The 22,879-nt window shown below is 59.9% G+C and carries 20 protein-coding genes; 15 read left to right on the top strand and 5 right to left on the bottom strand.

The window, feature by feature from the left end; translation table 11 throughout:
- Positions 1–216: 216 nt before the first annotated feature.
- On the bottom strand, positions 217–1,062 hold the full coding sequence (locus LIX91_RS06755; RefSeq protein WP_024648925.1) for a TIGR03915 family putative DNA repair protein: 846 nt from the start codon (positions 1,060–1,062) through the stop codon (positions 217–219).
- Positions 1,053–2,273, bottom strand: a complete 1,221-nt coding sequence (locus LIX91_RS06760) for a putative DNA modification/repair radical SAM protein (protein WP_226488220.1) — start codon at positions 2,271–2,273, stop codon at positions 1,053–1,055. Before LIX91_RS06760 ends, LIX91_RS06755 begins: the two co-directional genes overlap by 10 nt.
- 356 nt (positions 2,274–2,629) lie before the next feature.
- Here LIX91_RS06760 and aztA point away from each other — a divergent pair, with 356 nt between their 5' ends.
- Genes aztA through LIX91_RS06775 form a run of 3 tightly spaced genes read left to right on the top strand, consistent with a single transcriptional unit; the run spans position 2,630 to position 5,150 of the window.
- On the top strand, positions 2,630–3,376 hold the full coding sequence (gene aztA, locus LIX91_RS06765; RefSeq protein WP_016568024.1) for a zinc ABC transporter ATP-binding protein AztA: 747 nt from the start codon (positions 2,630–2,632) through the stop codon (positions 3,374–3,376).
- A complete protein-coding gene (locus LIX91_RS06770) occupies positions 3,373–4,242 on the top strand; it encodes a metal ABC transporter permease (RefSeq protein WP_003410031.1) in 870 nt (289 codons plus the stop codon). Before aztA ends, LIX91_RS06770 begins: the two co-directional genes overlap by 4 nt.
- Before the next feature lie 11 nt (positions 4,243–4,253).
- A complete protein-coding gene (locus tag LIX91_RS06775) occupies positions 4,254–5,150 on the top strand; it encodes a metal ABC transporter substrate-binding protein (RefSeq protein WP_003410033.1) in 897 nt (298 codons plus the stop codon).
- A 50-nt stretch (positions 5,151–5,200) separates the two neighbouring features.
- On the opposite strand, the gene LIX91_RS06780 is transcribed toward LIX91_RS06775, so the two are convergent.
- Positions 5,201–6,349: an aldose epimerase family protein gene (locus LIX91_RS06780; RefSeq protein ID WP_003416304.1), complete on the bottom strand. Its 1,149-nt coding sequence runs from the start codon at positions 6,347–6,349 to the stop codon at positions 5,201–5,203.
- A gap of 280 nt (positions 6,350–6,629) precedes the next feature.
- Here LIX91_RS06780 and LIX91_RS06785 point away from each other — a divergent pair, with 280 nt between their 5' ends.
- The 4 genes from LIX91_RS06785 to araH all read left to right on the top strand — a co-directional run bounded on the left by LIX91_RS06785 (position 6,630) and on the right by araH (position 11,304).
- Entirely contained in the window at positions 6,630–7,502 is an 873-nt protein-coding gene (locus LIX91_RS06785; RefSeq protein ID WP_003416305.1) for an SMP-30/gluconolactonase/LRE family protein, read from the top strand.
- A gap of 192 nt (positions 7,503–7,694) precedes the next feature.
- The gene (locus LIX91_RS06790; RefSeq protein WP_003416306.1) at positions 7,695–8,720 is read left to right on the top strand and encodes a substrate-binding domain-containing protein; all 1,026 of its coding nucleotides are present in this window, start codon (positions 7,695–7,697) and stop codon (positions 8,718–8,720) included.
- A 54-nt stretch (positions 8,721–8,774) separates the two neighbouring features.
- Complete coding sequence (araG, locus tag LIX91_RS06795) at positions 8,775–10,298, top strand: L-arabinose ABC transporter ATP-binding protein AraG (protein WP_226488221.1); 1,524 nt, start codon at positions 8,775–8,777, stop codon at positions 10,296–10,298.
- Positions 10,299–10,338: 40 nt separating this feature from the next.
- Positions 10,339–11,304 carry an L-arabinose ABC transporter permease AraH gene (araH, locus tag LIX91_RS06800; protein WP_024643221.1) on the top strand — a complete coding sequence of 322 codons (966 nt, stop codon included), beginning with the start codon at positions 10,339–10,341 and terminating at the stop codon, positions 11,302–11,304.
- A 130-nt stretch (positions 11,305–11,434) separates the two neighbouring features.
- Here the strand turns inward: araH and LIX91_RS06805 are convergent, their stop codons facing one another.
- Entirely contained in the window at positions 11,435–12,748 is a 1,314-nt protein-coding gene (locus tag LIX91_RS06805) for an APC family permease (protein WP_226488222.1), read from the bottom strand.
- Positions 12,749–13,075: 327 nt separating this feature from the next.
- Here LIX91_RS06805 and LIX91_RS06810 point away from each other — a divergent pair, with 327 nt between their 5' ends.
- Positions 13,076–13,318, top strand: coding sequence for a hypothetical protein (locus LIX91_RS06810; protein WP_024693165.1), 243 nt, complete (start codon positions 13,076–13,078; stop codon positions 13,316–13,318).
- Between the two features lie 71 nt (positions 13,319–13,389).
- On the opposite strand, the gene LIX91_RS06815 is transcribed toward LIX91_RS06810, so the two are convergent.
- Entirely contained in the window at positions 13,390–16,860 is a 3,471-nt protein-coding gene (locus LIX91_RS06815; protein ID WP_226488223.1) for a hypothetical protein, read from the bottom strand.
- A gap of 15 nt (positions 16,861–16,875) precedes the next feature.
- On the opposite strand from LIX91_RS06815, the gene LIX91_RS25725 reads away from it, so the two are divergent.
- The 7 genes from LIX91_RS25725 (at position 16,876) to LIX91_RS06850 (ending at position 22,869) form a co-directional block, all read left to right on the top strand.
- A complete protein-coding gene (locus LIX91_RS25725) occupies positions 16,876–17,022 on the top strand; it encodes a formate dehydrogenase N subunit beta transmembrane domain-containing protein (protein WP_161633432.1) in 147 nt (48 codons plus the stop codon).
- Between the two features lie 470 nt (positions 17,023–17,492).
- Positions 17,493–17,654 carry a hypothetical protein gene (locus LIX91_RS06825; protein WP_003369172.1) on the top strand — a complete coding sequence of 54 codons (162 nt, stop codon included), beginning with the start codon at positions 17,493–17,495 and terminating at the stop codon, positions 17,652–17,654.
- A gap of 131 nt (positions 17,655–17,785) precedes the next feature.
- Complete coding sequence (locus tag LIX91_RS06830; protein WP_100071958.1) at positions 17,786–18,721, top strand: FHA domain-containing protein; 936 nt, start codon at positions 17,786–17,788, stop codon at positions 18,719–18,721.
- Entirely contained in the window at positions 18,718–19,077 is a 360-nt protein-coding gene (locus LIX91_RS06835) for a hypothetical protein (RefSeq protein WP_024693168.1), read from the top strand. The genes LIX91_RS06830 and LIX91_RS06835 overlap by 4 nt, the downstream gene beginning before the upstream one ends.
- Entirely contained in the window at positions 19,074–19,412 is a 339-nt protein-coding gene (locus tag LIX91_RS06840; protein ID WP_226488224.1) for a tetratricopeptide repeat protein, read from the top strand. The genes LIX91_RS06835 and LIX91_RS06840 overlap by 4 nt, the downstream gene beginning before the upstream one ends.
- Entirely contained in the window at positions 19,409–21,556 is a 2,148-nt protein-coding gene (sctV, locus tag LIX91_RS06845; protein WP_103689473.1) for a type III secretion system export apparatus subunit SctV, read from the top strand. The genes LIX91_RS06840 and sctV overlap by 4 nt, the downstream gene beginning before the upstream one ends.
- Positions 21,553–22,869, top strand: coding sequence for a type II and III secretion system protein family protein (locus tag LIX91_RS06850; protein WP_003416330.1), 1,317 nt, complete (start codon positions 21,553–21,555; stop codon positions 22,867–22,869). Before sctV ends, LIX91_RS06850 begins: the two co-directional genes overlap by 4 nt.
- Positions 22,870–22,879 lie beyond the last annotated feature (10 nt).

Below are 22,879 nucleotides of genomic sequence, written 5' to 3' on the forward strand. Positions count from 1 at the left end.
GAACCTCGGGTGGCCTGCCTCTTGTGACGGGTCACATTATCATCTGGCGTGCAGGCAGCGTCGCGGATGCCACAGCTGTGAGCCGCCGTGGCAGAGGTTGGTTCAATCGCGGGTCCTGGCAGAGGACCGCTACCTCGTCAGTCAGGGCACTGTGCTCCGACGCAAGGGGCGTGTGTCCGTTCAACGGGCGGGTGAGGAGGGCTCTGCCTGTCGCTCTTAATCCTTCAGCGCAATTTTCTTGCCGCGTCTGGCGGCGATGTCGCTGGCCTGGCCGTCACGCTGCTTGCCGGTGCGGGCCTGGGTGATGAGGGCCGGAATCAGCGGGCCTTCCGGCAGGTTTTTCCAGAAGCGCGAAGGGAAGTGGCCTTCCATGACCTTGGGGTTCAGGCGCGCAGGATTGAAGATGTGGCTGTAGTAGGTCAGCCACAGTTCGCCATGCGGGTCTTCCACCTGCCTGGCCATGGTCTGCCAGGCTTGCGGGCAGCGTCGCTCATGAATCAGTTGTTGGCCGTCGTAATACACGCCGTCCTGAGGCGTGGCGATCATCCAGCGGTGCTGACCCATGCGGCCGATGAAATGCTCGCTGGCACTGAGCAGAATATCGTGCGCCGGTTCGTGCCAGGCCACGTACTGCGGGCGCATCAGGGCTTCGTCGTCAGCCACGGACGGCAGCGCGACAAACCGCAGGAAGGCATGCAGATGATGGGCCTCGCGCCTTACCGATTTCAGGCGACGATGCAACTCGCTGCCGAGCCTGTCACCGGCCATCATCGCCGTGCGATCCCCATGGGTCACCCGCCACAACACTTCGTACAGCAGGCTCCAGCGCTGATCGCCCCGGTAGCGCGAGGCGCTTTCCAGCAACTGCACCAGCTCCAGCGGAACCCGAGCCTGAAACGGCCCGGCTTCCTTGGGGTAGTCTTCCTCACTGCCAAACAGATCGGCGGCATCCGGCGATTTCCAGCTGACCTGACTGGGGTCGATTTCGTGGCTCAACAGCCAGCGAGCCTGTTGCCGCCAAGTGACGAACAGGTCGTCGCAGTCGAGGCAGATCATCCCCATAGCCCCATTTGCTGAGGCTGAGGCCGGTCGCGCAACTGGTGATGCAGGAACTCGCTGGTGGTTTCCGCGTGCGGCGGGTGGTAATCACTGGTAATGATGAACGGCTTGGCCTTGGCCAGTATGCAGCGCATGCGGGTGAGATCTTCATAGCGGATGCGTCGCTGTCTGCGCAACTCGACCAGCCGCTGCGTGGTGCGGATGCCAATGCCCGGCACCCTGGCGATCAGTGCCGGGTCGGCCTGGTTCAGGTCCAGCGGGAAAACCTGTCGGTTGCCCAGCGCCCAGGCCAGTTTGGGGTCGATGTCCAGCGCCAGATCACCGGGGCCGTCGAGCAGTTCACTGGCAGTGAAACCATAGCCGCGCAGCAGAAAATCAGCCTGATACAGGCGATGCTCGCGCATCAGGGGCGGTGCCGCGAGCGGAACGCTGTTGGGGCTGTTGGGTATCGGGCTGAACGCAGAATAATAGACCCGGCGCAGCTTGAAGTTGCTGTACAGCGACTGCGCGCTGTGCAGGATGGTGCTGTCGTCGGTGGCATCGGCACCGACAATCATCTGCGTGCTCTGCCCGGCAGGCGCAAAGCGCGGCGAGCGAGGCTCGTTGCGCACCGTTTGCTCGCCGGTGTAGATCGTCTGCATGGCCTGCTTGATCGACGCGACGTCTTTTTCCGGTGCGAGGGTCTGCAGGCTCAGGTCGGTCGGCAGCTCGATATTGACGCTGAGACGGTCGGCGTAGCGGCCAGCCTGTTCGATCAGCGCCGGATCGGCGTCAGGGATGGTCTTGAGGTGGATGTAGCCGCGAAACTCATGCACCTCGCGCAACAGCCGGGCAACTTCGACCAGTTGCTCCATGGTGTAGTCCGCAGAGCGAATGATCCCGGAACTCAAAAACAGCCCGCTCACGCAATTGCGGCGATAGAAGTCCAGCGTCAGGGTGACCACTTCTTCGGGACTGAAGCGCGCACGTGGCACATCGCTGGAGCGGCGGTTGACGCAGTACTGGCAGTCGTAAAGACAGAAGTTGGTCAGCAGGATTTTCAGCAGCGACACGCAACGCCCATCTGGCGTGTAGCTGTGGCAGATGCCCATGCCATTGGTAGAGCCGAGCCCGGACTTGTCCTGCGAGCTGCGCTTGGGTGCTCCACTGCTGGCGCACGACGCATCGTACTTGGCGGCGTCTGCCAGAATGCTGAGCTTGTCGATAAGCTGCATGAAGTGCCCCTTGACTGTTTGTATATACAGTATAGGGGCGCGAGCAGTGTCACAAGTACCGCACGGCGGAGTTCTGCGAGGCGATGCCGGATCGGATTCACGCAGGCTTTGATCTGCATGAGTGGAAAGCAAGGTGCCAGCATGAATGTTATTTAATAACACGTACGTGTTTGGTATGTAATACTGTAACAAATAGTTGCAGGTTACTTTTACTTGAAAAATTCTTCTGACGCTTCGACAGCAAGCGCTTCGATAGCAGGCTCCGTGATGGCCCAGTCGGCCTGGAAGCGGGTCCTGTTTTCCCTGGCGATACTGATATTGCTCTGGCTGGCGATTGGCTGGTCGGTGGCAGTTCCATGAGTGCCGCCATCGCTCTGGAAAACCTTACCGTGGCGTACGAACGCCGTCCGGCCGTGCACCACATCAGCGGGCGCTTCGAGGCCGGTAGCCTGACTGCTATCGTCGGGCCCAACGGCGCGGGCAAATCGACGCTGATCAAGGCCATCGCCGGAACCATGAAGCCTGCTCAGGGACGCGTCGACCGCGGGCGTCTGGCAACCCGCACGATTGGCTATCTGCCGCAGGCCGCGGAAATCGATCGCAGCTTTCCACTGAGTGTCGCCGATACGGTTTCGATGGGCGCCTGGCACAGTATCGGCCCGTTTCGCAGTCTGACGCGCAATCATGCGCGTCTGACCGGCGAGGCGCTGATGACCGTCGGCCTCGAGGGGTTTGAAGGGCGTAGCGTGGGCTCGCTGTCGTCGGGTCAATTTCAGCGGGTGCTGTTCGCCCGGCTGCTGTTGCAGGACGCGTCGGTGATCCTCCTGGATGAGCCGTTCACCGCCATCGACGCGCGCACCACGCGTGATCTGTTGCAACTGGTGCGTGCCTGGCACGGGCAGGGGCGCACGGTGATTGCCGTATTGCACGATATCGAACAGGTCCGTCAGCACTTTCCGCAAACCTTGTTGATGGCTCGCGAAGCCATCGCCTGGGGCGAGACAGCGCAAGTGCTCAGCGTTGCCAACCTGCGCAAGGCGCGCAACATGGCTGAGTACTGGAGCCCGGATGCCTTGTTGTGTGATGCCGAGGACGACGCATGATGCTCTATAGCCTGGTGGTTGAGCCGTTTATTGAATTCGGCTTCATGCGCCGCGCGCTGGTGGCGTGTCTGGCTCTGGGCATCGGCTCGGGACCGGTCGGCGTGCTGTTGATGTTGCGGCGCATGAGCCTGGTGGGCGATGCGATGAGCCACGCGGTGCTGCCGGGCGCGGCGGTGGGCTTCATGGTCGCCGGGCTGTCGTTGCCGGCAATGGGGTTCGGCGGCCTGATCGCCGGGCTGGCAGTGGCCTTGCTGTCCGGTCTGGTGAGTCGACTGACCTCGTTACGCGAAGACGCCAGCTTTGCCAGCTTCTACCTGACCTCGCTGGCCGCCGGGGTGCTGATTGTCTCGCTGCACGGCTCCAGCGTCGATCTGCTGCACGTACTGTTCGGCACCATTCTGGCCATCGATGACACCGCTATTTACATGGTCGGCAGCATTGCCTCCTTCACCCTGATTCTGCTGGCGATCATCTATCGCCCGCTGGTGCTGGAGTGCTTCGATCCGGGCTTTCTGCGTGCGGTCGGCGGGCGTGGCTCGCTGTACCACGTGTTGTTCCTGCTGCTGGTGGTGCTCAACCTGGTCGCAGGCTTTCAGGCGCTGGGCACCCTGATGGCGGTGGGCATGATGATGCTGCCGGCAACCGCCGCACGTTTCTGGACCCACTCGCTGAGTGGCCTGATGGTGATTTCGACGCTGCTGGCGACCTTGTCCGGGCTGATCGGGCTGATCGTTTCCTACCACCTTGGCGTCGCCTCGGGGCCGGCCATCGTGCTCACGGCCAGTGCGTTCTACGGCATCTCCCTGTTGTTCGGGCGCACGGGCATCGTGCGTCGGCTGTTTCCCAAACCTCACCTGGCTCACTGAAAAGGTACGTCATGAAACGATTGATGATGTTGAGTTCCCTGGCTGCACTGGCGCTGTCGGCATTCGCCAGCCTGGCCCAGGCCAAACCGCTGGAAGCCGTTGCTTCGTTCACGGTCATTGCCGATATGGTCAGTACGGTCGGCGGTGATCGCGTGCACGTTCGATCGCTGATCGGTCCGAACGGCGATCCTCACGTCTACGAGCCGACACCGAGTGACGCCCAGGCGCTGAAAAACGCCGATCTGGCATTTGTCAGCGGCCTGCATCTGGAGGGCTGGATGGATCGTCTCATCAAGGCTTCAGGCTACAAGGGGCAGCCGGTGGTGCTGTCCGAGGGCATCAAGACCCGCAGCATGGATGAGGACGGCAAACGCATTGTCGACCCGCATGCCTGGAACAGCGCGGCCAATGGCGTGATTTATGTGCGCAACATCGTCGCGGCGCTGAAGAAAGCCGATCCGGAAGGGGCCAGCGTGTATCAGGCCAATGGTGATCGCTACATCGTCGAGTTGCAGCAACTGGATACCTACGCTCGCGATCAGATCCGTTCGATTCCGGCTGCCAGACGCAAGATCCTCACCTCTCATGACGCGTTCGGCTACTTTGGCGATGCCTACGGTGTGACCTTCCTGTCGCCGCTGGGCTTGTCTACCGAGTCTGAGGCGTCGGCCGCCGATGTGTCGAAACTGATCCGTCAGATCAAGACCGAACATGTCAGTGCCTACTTCTTCGAAAACTCCAGCGACCCGCGCCTGGTCAAGCAGATAGCCGAAGCCAGTGGCGCTCAGCCAGGGGGTGAGCTGTACGTGGAATCCCTGTCGCCAGCCGACGGCCCGGCGTCAACCTACGCGAAGATGTTCCGTTACAACGTCGATACCCTGACTGCGGCAATGAAGCGCAATCAGTAAGCCTGAAGCTGCCCGGTGCCCTGATTGCAGGCGCCGGGCAGCTCAACGCCTCAGTCGTTGAGGAATTTGAACACAGTGGTCTGGGTGTAGGCCTTGCCAGGATCCAGTCGGGTGCTGGGGAATTTCGGCTGGTTAGGCGCATCGGGATAGTGCTGCGTTTCCAGGGTAAAGGCGCCCCAGTGCGGGTAGACCTTGCCAGCCTTGCCGTGAATGCTGCCGTCCAGGAAGTTACCGGTGTACAGCTGCACGCCGGGCTCTGTGGTGAACAGTTGCAGTTTGCGGCCTGACTGCGGATCGCTGACCTCGGCGGCCAGTTTCTTCACGTCACCCTTGGTGTCGAGCACCCAGTTGAAATCAAACCCGCCTTGCTTGGGTTCGGCGTATTTCAACTGCTGATGATCATCCTTGATGTGTTTGCCGAACGCGGTGGGCTTGAGGAAGTCCATGGGCGTGCCAGCCACGGCAGGCAGTTCGCCGGTCGGGATCAGCTTGTCGTTGACCGGGGTGTAGTGCGAGGCGTGAAGGGTGGCGACCTGTTTGAGCACATCACCACTGCCAGCGCCGGCCAGGTTGAAATAGCTGTGGTTGGTCAGGTTCAGCACCGTCGGTTTGTCGGTGGTGGCGCGGTAGTCGATCTTCAGCTCGTTCTTTTCATTCAGGCTATAGGTCACTTCGGTCAGCAGGGCCCCTGGAAAACCCATCTCGCCGTCCGGCGAAAGATAGGTCAGTTTCACGCCGACCGAATCACCAGTCTTGGTTTCTTCTGCCTTCCACAGGCGCTTGTCAAAACCCTGCGTGCCGCCGTGCAGCGCGTTGGTCTTGTCGTTGAGCGGGACCTGATAGGTTTTGCCATCCAGACTGAATTTGCCGCCTGCCAGCCGGTTGCCGAAGCGGCCGATGGTCGCGCCGAAATAAACCGTACCGTTGTTCTGGTAGCCCTGCACATCGTCGAAACCCAGGACGATGTCTTCGACCTTTCCGGCCTTGTCAGGCACCAGCAGCGATTGCAGCGTCGCGCCGTAGGTGATGATGCTGGCCTGCACGCCGTGACTGTTGCGCAGGGTGTATTTTTCGACGGCAGAGCCGTCGGGCAGTTGGCCAAACGTGCTGTGTTCGCTGGAGAGTGCCGCGGCCTGTGCGGTCAGGGTGCTGATCATCAAGGACAGTCCAAGGGTGCTGAGGAGCGCATGTTTTTTCATCTGATCTGCCTGCTTTTATTGTTATTGGTAAGACTATTTGATCGGATTCAAGCCGATGCATGGATGTATAGCCTATAAAATGGAGCTTGAAAAATAAATTGTAATACTATTTAGTAGTGTCATCGTCGCTGAAGGCTTGTGACCCACCTTAGCCGATCTGCCGGTTTTTTTGTCAGGCAGCCCGAACGCCGTGCAACGGCTCGGCGCAGGCAGATGTTTGACAAGAGCGCGACACAAACATCCAAAAGTGCCTTTACAACAATAACAAAGGACATTTTTCATGAACTGGCTGCCCGTTTCCGAGCACCGCTTCAAGCTGGCCGAAGGCGCCTTCTGGGATGCCGAGGAGCAGGCTTTGTACTGGGTCGACATTTCCGGGTTTCTGGTGTGTCGGCTGGTCGCTGGACAGATCCGCCAATGGCGCATGCCCGAGCCGGTCTCTGCCTTTATTCCGACCGAGCAGGGTGATGCACTGGTGACACTGGCCAGCGGCGTCTATCGTTTGGACCTGGACTCCGACAAGACCTCCTTGCTGCCGTTCTGCGTGGCAGACCCCACTCCCGGCAATCGCGCCAACGAAGCCCGCTGCGATGCACGCGGCCACCTTTGGCTTGGCAGCATGCAGAACAACATCGATGCCGAGGGCGGCGACGTGCCTCTAGTGCGGCGTTCAGGCGGGTTGTTCCGCGTTGAACCTGATGCTCGTGTGACCCGTTTGCTGGACGGGCAGGGCATCGTCAACACCCTGTTGTGGAATGAAGAGGGCAGCGTGCTGTACAGCGCCGATACCCTGGACGACGTCATTTATCACTATCCGGTGCTCGCAGACGGTGCTTTGGGGCCACGCAAGGTATGGGCGGCAAAACACGATCGAGGCTCACCCGACGGCTCGGCCATGGATGCCGAAGGGTATGTCTGGAATGCGCGCTGGGGTGGCAATTGCCTGATCCGCTTTGCCCCGGATGGCAGCGTTGACCGGGTTGTCGAGTTACCAGTCAGCCATCCCACCAGTTGTGTATTCGGCGGTCCTGACCTGGAAACGCTGTACGTCACCAGTGCCGCACCTGCCGATGCAAAGGGTCGTTTCGACGGCGCGCTGCTGATGGCGCAGGTCGGCGTCAAGGGCACGCCGTGTCAGCGTTTCGCCGGTTGAAAGGTTGAGAAACATGTCGCGCCGCCGTCTGTTTACGACGGGAGCGTGGTTGTAGATGCAAGGGTGACATTAGGTTACATAGCAGTCACCCGTTATATGGTATGACTATTTGACCGGTTTCGGACGCATTCGCGTTCTCGACCGCCACCTCGCTGAACGTTGTAGCTATTCAATAAAAATAAGGAGCTAGCTATGTTGAGTCGTCACGGGATTCGTTCCCTGTGCTGTGTCGCTGTCACTACCGCCATTCTGGGCATGAGTGGCATCACTTCCGCTGCCGAACAAGTCAAAATCGGCTTTCTGGTCAAACAGGCTGAAGAACCGTGGTTCCAGGCCGAATGGGCAGCTGCCGAAAAAGCCGGCAAGGAGCATGGCTTTACCGTCATCAAGATTGCCGTGCCAGACGGTGAAAAGACCCTGACCGCTATCGATAATCTCGCTGCCAACGGTGCCAAGGGCTTCGTGATCTGCCCGCCTGACGTGTCGCTCGGCCCTGCGATCGTGGCCAAGGCCAAAGCGCTGGGATTGAAAGTCATGGCCGTGGATGATCGCTTTGTCGACGCCAAGGGCAACTTCATGGAGGACGTGCCTTACCTGGGGATGGCTGCATTCGAGGTCGGCCAGAAACAGGGCGCCGCCATGGCTACCGAAGCGAAGAAACGCGAGTGGGACAAGGATGGCTGGAAGGGCACCTACGCGATCATCAACACCTACAACGAGCTGGATACCGGCAAAAAACGTACGGATGGTTCGGTGAAGTCGCTTGAAGAAGCCGGCTTGCCGAAAGATCACATTCTGTTCACCGCACAGAAAACCCTTGATGTACCTGGCAGCATGGAGGCTACCAACTCGGCTCTGGTCAAGCTGCCGAGTGACTTCAAGAACCTGATCATCGGTGGCATGAATGACAACACGGTCATCGGCGGCATACGCGCTACCGAGTCCGCTGGCTTGCGCCCCACCTCGAAAGAAAACAGAGTCATCGGGATCGGCATCAATGGTACTGATGCGATCGAGGAACTGAAAAAACCCGATAGCGGCTTCTTTGGCTCAATGCTGCCAAGCCCGGACAAGGAAGGCTACAACACCGCACTTTACGTCTATAAGTGGGTCACCGAGGGCGTGGAGCCACCCAAGTACACCGCCATGGACGACGTGACACTGATCACCCGCGCCAACTTTCAGGAAGTGTTGACCAAAATCGGTCTGTGGAAGTGAGCTGAACGAGGGGCCTGATGTTCAGGCCCCTCACACGTGCGAGGAGATTGGTTCATGCAACAGGCTATCGAGCAATACGCCACAGGCGGTGCCTTGCGCTTCAACGGCATCGGCAAGGTCTTCCCCGGCGTCAAGGCGCTTTCGGACATCAGTTTCGAAGCGCGGCCCGGCAGTGTTCACGCATTGATGGGAGAGAACGGTGCCGGCAAATCCACGCTGCTGAAAATTCTCGGCGGCTCTTATCAGCCCAACAGCGGCACCTTGCAGATCGGCGAGCAGAGCTATCAGTTCAAGTCCACCGCCGAGAGCATCGCGGCGGGCGTGGCGGTGATTCACCAGGAACTGCATCTGGTGCCGGAAATGACCGTTGCCGAGAACCTGCTGCTCGGGCACATGCCCAATCGCTTCGGGCTGATCAATCGCGGTGCGATGTATCGCCGTGCCGGCGAGTTGCTCAAGGGGCTGGCTGACGAGATTGACCCGCACACACGCCTGGGCGACCTTTCGTTGGGCCAGCGGCAATTGGTCGAGATCGCCAAAGCCATGTCGCGCAATGCCCACGTCATCGCCTTCGACGAGCCCACCAGCAGCCTGTCGGCGCGTGAGATCGACCGACTGATGGCAATCATCGTGCGCCTGCGCGATGAGGGCCGAGTGATTCTTTACGTGTCGCATCGCATGGAAGAAATCTTCCGCGTCTGTGATGCGGTGACGGTGTTCAAGGACGGACGCTTCGTCAAGACGTTCGAGCAAATGGCCGATCTCGACCATGACCGACTGGTGACTTGCATGGTCGGTCGCGATATCCAGAACATCTATAACTACCGTCCGCGCCAGCATCAGGGGCCAAGCCTGCGGGTTACCGGTCTGCTGGGACCGGGTCTGCATGAGCCGGTCACTTTTTCCGTGCAGAAAGGCGAAGTGCTGGGCTTCTTCGGCCTGGTCGGCGCCGGGCGTACCGAGCTGTTTCGCCTGCTCTCGGGCCTTACCCGCAGCTCTGCAGGCACCCTGCAACTGGACGGCAAACCGCTGACACTCAAGTCACCGCGTGATGCCATCGAGGCCGGAATTCTGCTCTGCCCGGAGGACCGCAAGAAAGAAGGCATCGTGCCGCTGTCCAGCGTCGCGGAGAACATCAACATCGGTGCGCGCCCCCGGCACGTGAATCTCGGTTGCCTGATTCAGGGCAGTTGGGAGCGTGACAACGCACGCAGCCAGATCAAGTCGATGAACGTCAAGACGCCATCCCCCGAGCAGCAGATCATGTACCTCTCCGGCGGCAATCAACAAAAGGCGATTCTTGGCCGCTGGCTGTCGATGCCCATGAAAGTCCTGCTGCTGGACGAGCCGACTCGCGGGATCGACGTCGGGGCCAAGTCCGAGATTTACGAGATCATTCACAATCTGGCCGCCGACGGTATTGCGGTGATTGTGGTCTCCAGCGATCTGATGGAAGTGATGGGCATTTCAGACCGCATTCTGGTGATGAGCGAAGGCGCAATCACCGGTGAACTCAATCGCGACGAAGCCGACGAGTCGCGACTCCTGCAATTGGCTCTGCCTCGCACGCGCGGCTGACAATCGGTCCCTGACCATGAACAATAAAAAAGAGGTGCGTATGTCTACCGAATCCAGCCTGCAGGCTCCCCGTCAGGGCATGAACCTGCGTCGTTTTGCCGATGACTGGGTGATGCTCCTGGCGGCCGTGGGGATCTTCCTGCTGTGTGCCGTGTTCATCGATAACTTCATGTCGCCGCTGAATATGCGCGGTCTGGGCCTGGCGATTTCCACGGTGGGTATCGCTGCCTGCACCATGCTCTTCTGCCTGGCGTCCGGGCACTTCGACCTCTCGGTCGGTTCGGTGCTGGCCTGTTCCGGGGTGATCGCCGGTATCGTCATCCGCGACACCGACAGTGTATTTCTGGGCGTCTCGGCAGCCCTGGCGCTCGGCCTGGTCGTGGGCCTGATCAACGGCATCGTGATCGCCAAGCTGCGCATCAATGCCCTGATCACGACCCTGGCAACGATGCAGATCGTGCGCGGCCTGGCGTACATTTTCTCCAACGGCAAGGCTGTCGGTGTCTCCAACGAGGACTTCTTCATCTTTGGCAGTGGCCAGATATACGGCGTGCCGGTACCGATTCTGATCACCATCGCCTGCTTCATATTCTTCGGCTGGTTGCTCAACTACACCACTTACGGGCGCAACACCATGGCCATCGGCGGCAACCAGGAAGCCGCGCTGCTGGCAGGTGTCCACGTGGACCGTACGAAGATCATCATCTTCGCCGTCCACGGCCTGGTCGGTGCGCTGGCGGGTGTGGTGCTGGCTTCACGCATGACCTCGGGTCAGCCGATGATCGGGCAGGGCTTCGAGCTGACGATCATCTCTGCCTGCGTATTGGGCGGGGTTTCGCTGAGTGGCGGCATCGGCATGATCCGTCATGTGATCGCCGGGGTGCTGATTCTGGCGATCATCGAGAACGCGATGAACCTGAAGAACATCGACACCTTCTACCAGTATGTGATCCGCGGCACGATCCTGTTGCTGGCGGTGATCATCGACCGCATGAAACGGCGCTAAGTCGTCCGGGCGCTGGTTCTCTTGAATCAGCTTCCGGCTTCATACCTGATTCAGTCTGTTACTGCGCTTCATCAACCGCCAAAAGTGTGGCTACTGTGATAGTGCGCTCTTGATTCGTGTTTGACGCGTTTCAGCGTGAATGCGAAGCCAGCGCCGAGCTGCCCAGCCGGGTCAGTCCGTAAAGCGCTGCACCGACCGCCAGCATGATGCCTGCCCGCAGCCAGGTTTCCGGACCTTGCTGAGTGAGTAGCAACAGGCACGAAAGAATGCCCAGCAGCGGGATAACCCAGTGCACCTCAAAGTGCCCGGCTTCGACCTTGTCGCGCTTGAGTACCAGCACGGCGATGTTCACGCTGAGAAACACGAAGAGCAGCAACAGCACGACGGTTTCGGCGAGGATGGTCAGGGTGCTGGTGAAGGACAGGGCAATGGCCACCAGTGTAGTCGCCAGAATCGCCAGCCCCGGCGTGCGGCGCTTGGGCAGTACCGAACCCATCACAGCAGGTAGCAGGCCTTCGCGCGCCATGCCGAAGGTCAGCCGGCTGGCCATGATCATGGTCAGCAGCGCGCCGTTGGCCACCGCAATCAGTGCAATGACCGCAAACCAGGGCGCAGGTATGCCGAGGCCCGAGGCACTGACCACGTCCATCAGGGGGGCTTGCGAATCTTTCAATTGATCAACGGGCAGGACCATCGCCGCGCCCACGCCAACCAGCATGTACACCGCACCCGCCGCCAGCAGCGCGCCGAACAGGGCACGTGGATAGACCCTGCGCACGTCCTTGATCTCTTCGGCAAGATTGGCCGAGGTTTCAAACCTCACGAACGAATAGAACGCCAGCAGCGATGCGCCGAGAATCGCCGTGGCAGGTGAGGCGGTGTCCAGTTCGAACACCCGTTGCGGCACGCCTTGGCCCTGGCTGACGAACCACACGGCTGCAGCGATGACCATCAGCAAACCGCTCAGCTCGATGACCGTCATGACCAGATTGGCTGAAAGCGACTCTTTGATACCGCGTGTATTGAGCAGGCCGACGATGACCAGAAATGCCACACAGACCCACTGCGCAGGCCAGTCGAGCAGCGCCTGGAAGTAGTCGCCGGCGAATGCCACGGCCAGCCCGGCAGCGCTGGTAACGCCTGCCGCGACCATGGAAAAGCCAACCAGAAACGACAGTAGCGGCTTGCCGAAGGCTTTTTCGGCGTACACCGCAGCACCGCCCGCACGCGGGTATTTGGTCACCAGTTCGGCGTAGGACGCTGCGGTCAGCAAGGCAAAGCACAGGGCAATCAGCAAGGGCGCCCAGATGGCTCCGCCGACGCGTCCGGCTATCGTGCCGGCTAATGCGTAGACGCCAGCACCTAGGACGTCGCCAAGAATGAACAGGGTCAGCATGGGGGCGGTGATCGCACGGCGCAGTGATGAGGTGTCGGGAGTGGCCATGGTGGAAAATTCCTTTTCATTGACGCTACAGAAGGCTAGAGGCCAAAGAGGGTAAGCGCTGGTCTGTTCATTCGCTCGTTCGAGCCTGGACCGTCAGCGACGACGCTGCTTTCTACACTGCGCAAGCAAGCTTCATTCAGGATATTGCAGCGACAGCAGTCGTTACAGGCATGAAAAAGTGATCCTGATAACGGCGGTAAATTCAAAACGATGGACATCGAGCCTGACCGGCGGCGGTTTCAGTTCCATAGCGCGCAATAAAGTGGAGTATTCGGTTTGCAGGCTGTCTCAACCTTGCCCTTGAGCCGATCGACAGAGGATACGAAGGTGGGACATGACAGCCAGCAACAATTCCGTTTGGTCTGGAAGACGCTGCAAACGTTAAGGGAAGAGGTGCGTAACCTGCAGCTCAGTGAACTGGAGCGCGTTGAGCGTTTACGGGGTCAGCAGACGGTAGACACCCGCGAAGCAATCCAGCAATCGTTCGTCGGGCTTGAACAGGCAATCGACGATATCGAGGCTACGCTGGCGACCATTGGCGAGGCGACCGGAGAGATCGGCAAGCTTTGATCGTCCCGCAGAGCGGCGGACTCCAGAGCCGCTTGGTATGGCGGCTCTGGAGTCGTTTGCGCAGAGGAGACTCAGATTTTCGGGCCAGTCCAGCGGGGTGCGTTTCTCAAGTCTTCACGCTGCTGTTGATCCGGTGATTCATGCGTCTCGCCGTATTCCACATGCAGCTCGTCATCCAGACGATTGCTCGATGAACCGTCCTTTTGTGGCGTCTCGTCGAAATGCTCCCATTCGGCACTCTGGAAACGAAACAGGCTATCGTCTTCCGGTGCTTCGCGCTCCCTGTAGTGATGGATCGAATAGTGTGCGTATTCGACCTTGTCACCCCAGTCAGCCTGCAACAGGCCGTCAGCTGCCAGATCGCGATACCAGTCATTTTCCTTTTCGGAGGCTTTCTGCTTTTTGTTGTGGTCCACGAAGTAGCCGATGATCCCGCCGACCACTGCAACCACCACCCCGACCAGAAAGAACGGTCCGGCCAGTGCCGTGGCCGCAGCGCCCCCTGCACCCACCAGCGCGGCGGTGCCCAGCACGCCGGCTGAAGCCCCGAACGCGCCGCCCGCAATTTGCAGACCGCCTGCGGCCTGAGCCAGTTTGTCACCGGATTTGACACCGTCCCTGATGGTAAACGCTCCCAGCACGATGTCGGCAAAACCGCCGGCCAGATCCGTCGCCGGACCGAGAACCTTGACCACCGAACCGGCAATCTTGCTGGCCATCCCCGGCTTCAATTTGGTCTCGCTGTCCAGTCGTTGAGAAATGCCTTGCATCGCGGTGCGTTCGCTTTCAGCGCTACCGGTCAGGTCACCGATAACGGCCATTCGGGTGTCATCAGGGATGTCCAGTGCGTTGCGGATCTCGTCGAGCCGTGCCGCAGAAAGACCGCTGGGGCTGACTTCAACCTTCGGCGGCTTCATGTCCTGCTTGCCCCAGATTTCCGGCACGGTCTTGTCCAGCCCGAGTAAATCAACCAGGCCGCCTTTGCCCATCAGGTCACCCACCTTGTCGGCCAGGCGCACAAAATGGCTGGCGCCACCGGCAAAGCTGAGGAAGTCCTTGGCAATGGCCAGGCGCTGGAGCGGTGTCTCACCGAGCTTGCCGCCGTTACCGACCATTTGATAAATGGCCGAGAACAACGACACGCCAGCCGCGACGGAGCCCATGACACCCTTGCTGTTCAGCGTGTTGAAAATCTCGCCCAGCTTGCCGCGATCGGCGACTGGAATGTAAGGCTTGGACAGGGCAGTTTTTATATCGGCCTCACTGACTTTGCCGTTTTTCTGATAAGCATCGCCCACTTCCTTCAGCGCCTTGGCGATATCAGCAGGTTTGGCGTTGCCCACGACGCCTTCCTCGATGAATTTCTCGAACGTCGGCTGCAGGAAGCGCGGCATGTCCACCAGAAAGCCCTTGAGTTCTGCCTTGAGCAGGCCGAACAGATCCTTGGTGGCGAGGGCGTTGTTTTCGTCACTGATCTTCGACGGGTCTGCCACCAGGTCATTGAGGTCGCTGGTCAATCCGTCGGCCTGGATGGACTGCGCGGCCTTGCTGGCGGCTTCGGGATCGACCAGTGCCAGTGAGGACAACGTGTCGCTCAGGTCCTTTTGCGCTTCCTGGCCGAGCCCCTGTTTCTGCAAGTCCTTGAGGTAAAGTACGTAGTCGGGGCTCGCCGTGAGGTCCAGCAGTTTTTGCTTGATCTCGTCCTTGTTGGGCACCTTGTTCACGGCATCGGTCAGTTTGGTCTGGTAGTCCTGCTGCACCGTAGGGTCGGAGAACAGCGTAGTCAGTTGCTCCTGCAGCTTGCCACCGTCAATGATGTCGTGCATATCTGCCGAGCTCAGCTGAGTCTGCTTGCTGTCGAACTCTCGCCAGGTGCCGCCGAATGCACCTTGTGCCTCCTCGTAGCCGGTCAGGCCGCGGCCATTGTCGTAGGCGGCCTGCGCTTCGATGGCCCGGACCAGCTTGGCGCGCGGATCGTCCTTGGGGATATCACCGTTTTTTACGCCTTCGCGGTATTGGTCGAGCAGCTCCTTGGTCGCCAGCTCACCCACATTCAGTTCTTCGGATTTTTCGTCATCCTTGTCAGCCTTCACACCGGTTTTCTGACCCATGAGGTCAACTTCGGACGCACCGGGCAGGTTATGCCGACTGCGGGTTTCACTGATATTGCCGGTGCCCAGCTCATTCCATTTCTGCACCACGTCGTCATACAGCTGGGGGCTGGCGTCCTTGGAGACGATGAACTTGCCGTCGTCGTTCTCGAAGCGGATCAGCCCCGAACCCAGCTCGTCTGGCGAACCGATGGTGATGTCCTGATTTTTCAGAAAGTCGTTGGGGCCTGCCAACGTGTAGCCTTCTTCGCGGCTGCTGTTGATCTTGTCCCAAGCGTCCTTGAGCGAGGTGACCTTGTCGAACAGATCGGGGGTCAGTGCCTGGGTCACGACAATCACTTCGCCGCTCTGATTCTTGTAGCTGATCTGGCTGCCTTCCTGGCCGGGTATCCAATTGAACTCGGTGATGTCGTTAAGGCTCGGTAAAGGCGTGTTGCCGTCGGCGAGGAGTTGTCCTTCATTGACCGCCTTTTCCAGCGCTGCGCTTTTTTCGGGGTCTGAAACGACGCTTTGCAGCCCTGTCAAAAACTTGAACAGGTTGGGATTGTCATCACGGGCGACCACCACTTTTTCGCCGTTGTGTTCATAGCGAATGGTGCCAGGGCCGGCCTCATTCAGCGGGCCGACGGTGGTGCCGAACACGGGCGGCCAGACTTCGTTGTCACCCGCGCGACGATAACCTTCCGACTCGCTTTTGCTCAGGCCGGTCAGCGAGTTGTAGGCATCTTTGGCGGCAGCGTACAGCTCGGGGTTGTCGCGCCCTGACACCACAATCTTGTTGCCGTCCCGGTCAACGAAGCGCATCACACCCGGTCCGACCTCGTCGACCGGACCGACTTCTGCGAAATCGCCCAGTTTGGCGGGGATTTTTTCATCCGCGCCAGCCGCCCGATAGCCATCCTGCTGGCTACTGTTTATGCCGGAAAGCGACTTGAAATCCGACGCGACCTGCTTGAACAATTCCGGGTTGTCCTGTTGCGACACCATGATCTTGCTGCCGTCGGCGGCCTCATAGCGAATCAGGCCCGGCCCCATTTCATCCGGTGCCCCGATGCGCAGGTAGCCACCGAGGTTCGGTGGCGCCTCGGCATCTGCCGCAGCCGGCTTGTAGCCCTGCGTCACGCTGGTCTTGAAGCCGGCAAGCCTGGGTTGATCCGCTACCACTTGCTGGTAAAGCGCCGGGCTGGTGGACCGGTAGACCAGAACGTGATCACCTTTTTCGGTCACATAGCGAACCGTATCGGCTGCGACAGTGCCCGGCTTTTCTATGGACGCATAATCGCCCAGCGCAGGCGCTTTTTCGGTCGCGCTGGCAGGACGATAGGTGCTGCTGCGGTTGCTCGATTGCAGCACCTGATTGAAGCGGATGTTTGCGTTCCCCCCCGGAGCAGGGCTGGGGGAGGGTGTCGGGCTGACCGTTGACGTCGACATGGCGGGTAACTCCTGTTGTGGGCAGTCAATGCGATTGGCCGTTGGAGGGGGGTACTTCGACCGATCGCTAAAATCGCCATGTGTTGCGCAGCAGCCTCGATATTCAGGCAATACACGGTGGCGACGATGCAGTTTCAAACATCTTGCACAGGGCGTGGTTAAAACGAGTTCACACTTCTATAGTTTGAACGGGTTCTCGTTTTACGCATGTCCAGTCAGTGAGCTTAATGAGCAGACACTAACACTTGGCGGGCGATAAGGAAGATCAATGCCTGCGTTTTCACAACGTTTCACACGCTTGTCGAGTATCAAATCGTATGCCTGCAGGGCACGTAGTACGGCGCCTTCGGTTCGGCGGACACATAAAAACTTTGTCTTTCCAGAAATAATGCAGTAATAAGTATCATTTTGATATCATTGTTGGTTAATTGTTTTAACGGGTTGTGAAAACCAATTTCACAACTTTTCACAGCATCGGTTAATCCTCCTTGCGTAGTATCGATCTGGCGGAACAGTGAACACGCTTCTCGTTGGGATCATCAAGTAACAGTCCCGGACTCACTGTTCAGTGATGGCATATTGCTCTGCCTCTTGGCAGTTGAAACTTCCCCCTCTAAGCAAGGAGAAACAACATGAGTGAGACTGCACCGGTAAGCTCCGGCAATTCGGACGCGGCAATCGAAAAGATGTCCGCTACCTTTGACATGGCTATCGAGAAGTCGGCCAAGATCACTGAAATCTCCACTGCCAAAAAGGCAGAGTTGGACGCTACCAAGCAACGTCCTCAGAACTGATGTCGTGGTGTGGGCGGCGGCGCTGCCGCCCACACTCGCTTCTTGCATGATTTGCACAACGTCTTTCGATCGACAGCTTTACCCGGCTCTGACGTGCCGTTTCCGGTAAATCACACGGTGGTGACTCGATCATGACAGCCCTGATTTCATTGAGCGCAACGCCAGACGCTGCCGAGCAGGATAATGGCGTGGCATCGCTCGAAATTCTCCACGGCTTGCACCAGGGCGTTGCCCTGACGCTCGACAAGCCGGTCTATACAATCGGCAGTGGCGCTATGGCCGATCTGGTGCTGGGCGATGCCGATATCGCTGCTCAGCATGCGCGCCTGCGCTTTTCCGATGATCTCGTTGCCATTGAGGCGCTGGGCGGTGACGTGACCGCACTGGATGCGCTTGGCAAGCGTCTGCTTATCCCCGAGGGGCACGGGCAGCGACTCGGGTTGCCCGTCGAGCTGACGCTCGGCCAAAGCCGCTTGCGTCTGCGCAGCACCCGACCTGCAAAAGCCTCATCCGCCGCACCCCGTACACTGCATGCATTCAAGTTGCCGATGCTGGGTGCGCTGTTGCTGCTGGTGACATGCGCCACTGCATTTGCATTTCGCGCGCCGCCAGAGGCTGTGGCGCATCGTGGCGCCGTCGGTGTTCCCGCAGTAGCTGTCGATGTCTCCATGCCAACGCTGTCCGAAGCCCGGAACTGGCTGGATCAGGCACTGCGCGACGCCAGGCTTGGTCAATTGCGTGTCCAAGAGCAGGATGGTCAGTTGAGTGTGGCAGGCAGTTATCCCGCTGATCTTAAAAGCAGCTGGCTAAGGATTCAGCGCGACTTCGACAGCCGTTTTGGCCAGCGCATCGTCCTGACCCCCAACGTTCAGGTGAGCGCAGCGGTTGCGACGCCACGTGTGCGCCTGCAAGCCGTCTGGTTCGGACGCAACCCATATGTCATTGACGAGCATGGCAAGCGTGTCTATCCCGGCGCGATGCTGGCAGACGACTGGACGCTGGAAAGTATCGAAGGTGATCAGGTGCGTCTGGTGCGTGGTCAGGAACGGTTTGCCTTCACATTATGAAAGTCGACCTGCGGCCCGTTACCCCGACTTCTCCGGAGTCCTTGCCAGCTGTCGAGCGTGTCGCGCCGACGCAGCCAAGACAGGGCACGCGATTCGAAGCGCTGCTGGATCAACGCGAGCGCAAGGTACGTCGCTCACTGCGTGGCGAGCTTGAACAGACCGAGCAGGCCGCTGGTGTCGGCGCGCCGTTGTTTGGCCCGGCGCGCTCGTTGCAGGTATTGCGCTACGTGCTTGATGAAGTGCTGCCGGCGCTGGATGCAGAACCGGAAATCCGCGAGTTGGCTGAAGAGGTGATTCGAGAGGAAATCGAATTGCGTCTCTTGCTTGAACAGCAGCGTGCCGAGGTGCAGCCATGAGTGCAGCCCAGGATCGCGAATGTGTCGAGCTGTTGACCGGGCTCGGTAATCTGTACCGCCGCAGTGGTCAGCCTCAGCGGGCGCTGGTGATGCTGCTGATCGCCATCCAGCTGGCGCCGACTGACACCGCGCTGTTGCACAGCCTGGTTCTGGCGTTCACTGACAGCGGAGATGCTGACAGGGCGCTCGCTGCACTGGACCGTCTGGTCGAGCAGCAGGGCGAGAGTGCGTCGCTGATTCTGTTGCGTAGCCGGGCGCTGTGGAAAGCCGGTCGCAGGGAGGAAGCGCGTCAGTGTTTCAGACGTTATCTGGATGCCCGGAGGGCCGCGCAATGACCCTCATGAACCGCCTCAACCGGCTGGCCGAGATTGCCTCGAAACGCACCGATGTGATCATCGTCGCGTTCATGCTCATGGCCATCGCAATGATGATCATACCGCTGCCCACTTACCTGGTGGACGCGCTGATTGCTCTGAACATTGCGCTCAGCCTGCTGATTCTGATCGTCGCGTTTTACATCAATCATTCGGTGGAATTTTCGGCACTGCCACCGCTGATCCTGCTCAGTACCCTGTTTCGTCTTTCGCTGTCGATCACCACGACGCGTCTGATCCTGCTGGATGGCAATGCCGGTCATATCGTCAAGGCGTTCGGCGACTTTGTGATCGCAGGCCAGGTCGTGGTCGGGCTGGTGGTGTTTCTGATCATCACCGTGGCGCAATTCGTAGTCATCACCAAAGGCGCCGAGCGGGTCGCCGAGGTCGCTGCACGGTTTACCCTCGACGCGATGCCGGGCAAGCAGATGAGCATCGACAACGATCTGCGCAACGGTGACATCGATCAGGCCGAGGCCAGACGCCGTCGTTCGCGCCTGGAGCGGGAAAGCCAGATGTTCGGGGCCATGGACGGTGCCATGAAGTTCGTCAAGGGCGATGCCATTGCCGGGCTGGTGATCCTGTTCGTCAATCTGCTGGGCGGCATGATGATCGGCATGGTTCAGCGTGGCATGCCGTTCGCCGAGGCGGCGCATACCTATTCGCTGCTGACCGTCGGCGATGGTCTGATCGCGCAGATTCCGGCGTTGTTGATTTCAGTGGCTGCGGGCACCGTGGTGACACGGGTCAACAGCGATGGCGAAGAACGCGACCTGGGCACCGAGATCGTCAGGCAACTGGGGGCCAGCCATCGGGCGCTGGGGCTGACCGCACTGATTCTGCTTGGCGTCGGGCTGCTGCCCGGCTTTCCCATGCCGGTATTCGTCGTGCTGGCGGCTCTGCTTGGCAGCAGCGCATTTTTCCTCTGGCGGCGTCAGCATCGGGCCAGCCTGCCCACTACAGAGGTCGAGCAACCTGAACAAGCGTCGGCGACTGAGCCCGAGCCAGTCGCCGCGCTGGAGGAAGCCGAGCGTCCCCGCGACACTCAGGTACTGTTGAGCATCGGCGCAGGGTTGGCCGAGGTAGCGCCCCTGCAGCCGCTGCGCCAGCGCATCGAAGCCATGTGTCACGACATTCGCACGGATCTGGGGGTCGAGGTGCCGGTGCCAGACGTCTACCTGGATCGCTCGATGGCGGCAGATCGCTTTCAGGTCGAACTGGAAGGCGTACCCGTCTGCGAAGGTGAATTCAGTGCCACATCGCTGCTGCTGCAGGATGATCCGCTGCATGCACAACTTATCTCCGTGGAGCCCTTCGAAGCCCCTTCGCCGATCAGTTCGCGTCCCGGTCGTTGGGTAGCGCGCGAGCATGCCGATCAGTTGCAGGAGGCGGGCATCGGCTTTCTGTTCGCCGATGAAATCCTGCGCGCCACGCTGGAACGCACCTTGCGTCGCTATGCTGCAGATTTCCTGGGTATTCAGGAAACTCGCGTGATGCTGGAGCAGCTTGAGGGCAAGTACGCAGAACTGGTCAAGGAAGCGTTACGCATCCTGCCGCTGCAACGCATTGCCGAAGTATTGCGGCTGCTGGTTGCCGAGGGTGTGTCGATACGCAACCGCCGTGGATTGCTGGAGGCGATGGTGGAGTGGGGCGGTCGCGAAGCCGACGCCGGGCGTCTGACTGAACACCTGCGCGCAGCGCTGGCGCGTCAGGTCAGCCACCAGTATGCCGATCGCAACCGGGTGATCAGCGCATTTGTGCTGGCCCCTGCCCTCGAAGAAAAATTGCGTACCGCGTTGGGCCGCCAGGACAGAAATCGTGACGCGCTGCCCGATGACATCGGACGGACCGTACTTGGACAATTGCGGCGCCTGTGCGATGTGCTGCCCGAAGATGAGTCGACGGTATTGCTGGTACACCCCGAGCTACGTCGCGGCCTGCGCCGCATCATCCTGCGTGGCGAGCTGCAGTTGCCTGTGCTGTCGTATCGCGAGCTGGCCAGCGAATACAACCTTCAAGCGGTCGGCACTGTCAGCCTGACCGATATCACTGCGCGCCCGGCCCCCAAGGCTGACGCGGCCACCTCTCTGGCGACTGCCTCATGATCTGTTCAGCTTCTGTAATTCGTCTGTTGTTTCTGGCGCTCAGTGCCTTGCTCATCGCTGGCGGTGCGAACGCCGAAACCATCGCCAAAGGCGCCAAGGGCACCGTTGATCTGGCGATTGGCGAAGGGCGGGTTCTGCATTTTTCGGCACCGGTGGACTCGGTCATGGTCGCAGAGCCAGGCATTGCCGATCTGCAAGTGGTATCGCCCGGTGTGATTTACGTGTTCGGTAAAACAGCCGGGCAGACCAGCCTGATCGCGCTGGACAGCGAGGGGCGGGAAACCGCGACCCTGAGCCTCGCCGTGAGCAGCGGCACGGCAGCGGTAAGCCGCCCGCTCAAGGCGTTGCACCCGCAGAGTCAGGCGCGCATCAATGCCAGCGGCAGCCGTGTGATCGCCAGCGGCGCCGTCCAGGATGTCGGTGAAGCGACCGACCTGAATGCCTTGCTGAGCACCGAGGGCCAGAACTTTCAGTCTACGGTCAACAGCGCCACTTACGCAGGCTCTGCACAGGTCAACATCCGTGTTCGCTTCGCTGAAGTTTCCCGCTCCGAACTGCTGCGCTATGGCGTGAACTGGAATGCGCTGTTCAATAACGGCACTTTTTCATTTGGTCTGCTGACTGGTGGCAGTCTGGCTGCCGATGCCGCCAGCGGTGCGTCAAACGTGATCAGCGCCGGGCTCACCTCGGGTAACGTCAACATCGATGCGATGCTCGAGGCGTTGCAAAACAATGGCGTGCTCGAGGTGCTGGCAGAGCCGAACATCACGGCGATGACCGGGCAGACGGCGAGCTTTCTGGCGGGGGGTGAAGTGGCCGTACCGGTGCCCGTCAACCGTGAAGTGGTCGGTATCGAATACAAGCCTTACGGCGTCTCGCTGTTGTTCAGCCCGACGCTGCTGCCCAACGGCCGTATTGCCCTGCAAGTGCGTCCTGAAGTCAGCAGCCTGATGAGCACCACCACGCTGGACGTCAATGGTTACCAGGTGCCTTCGTTCCGTGTGCGACGTGCCGACACCCGCGTGGAAGTCGGCAGCGGCCAGACCTTCGCCATTGCCGGGCTGTTCCAGCGCGAGAGCAGTCAGGACATGGACAAGGTACCGATGCTGGGCGACATGCCGATTCTCGGCAGTCTGTTTCGCTCCAAACGCTTTCAGCGCAACGAGACCGAACTGGTGATTCTGATCACCCCTTATCTGGTCGAACCGGTCAAGGAACGTGTGGCCGCCACCCCGTTGGACAAGCAGCGCGCCGCCACCACTGCAGCGTCCGGCCCTCGCAGTGGCGGCGCGTTCGGCTTTTACATGAACTGACAGGAACCGG

This window comes from Pseudomonas sp. B20, assembly GCF_020515755.1.
Classification (GTDB): domain Bacteria; phylum Pseudomonadota; class Gammaproteobacteria; order Pseudomonadales; family Pseudomonadaceae; genus Aquipseudomonas; species Aquipseudomonas syringae.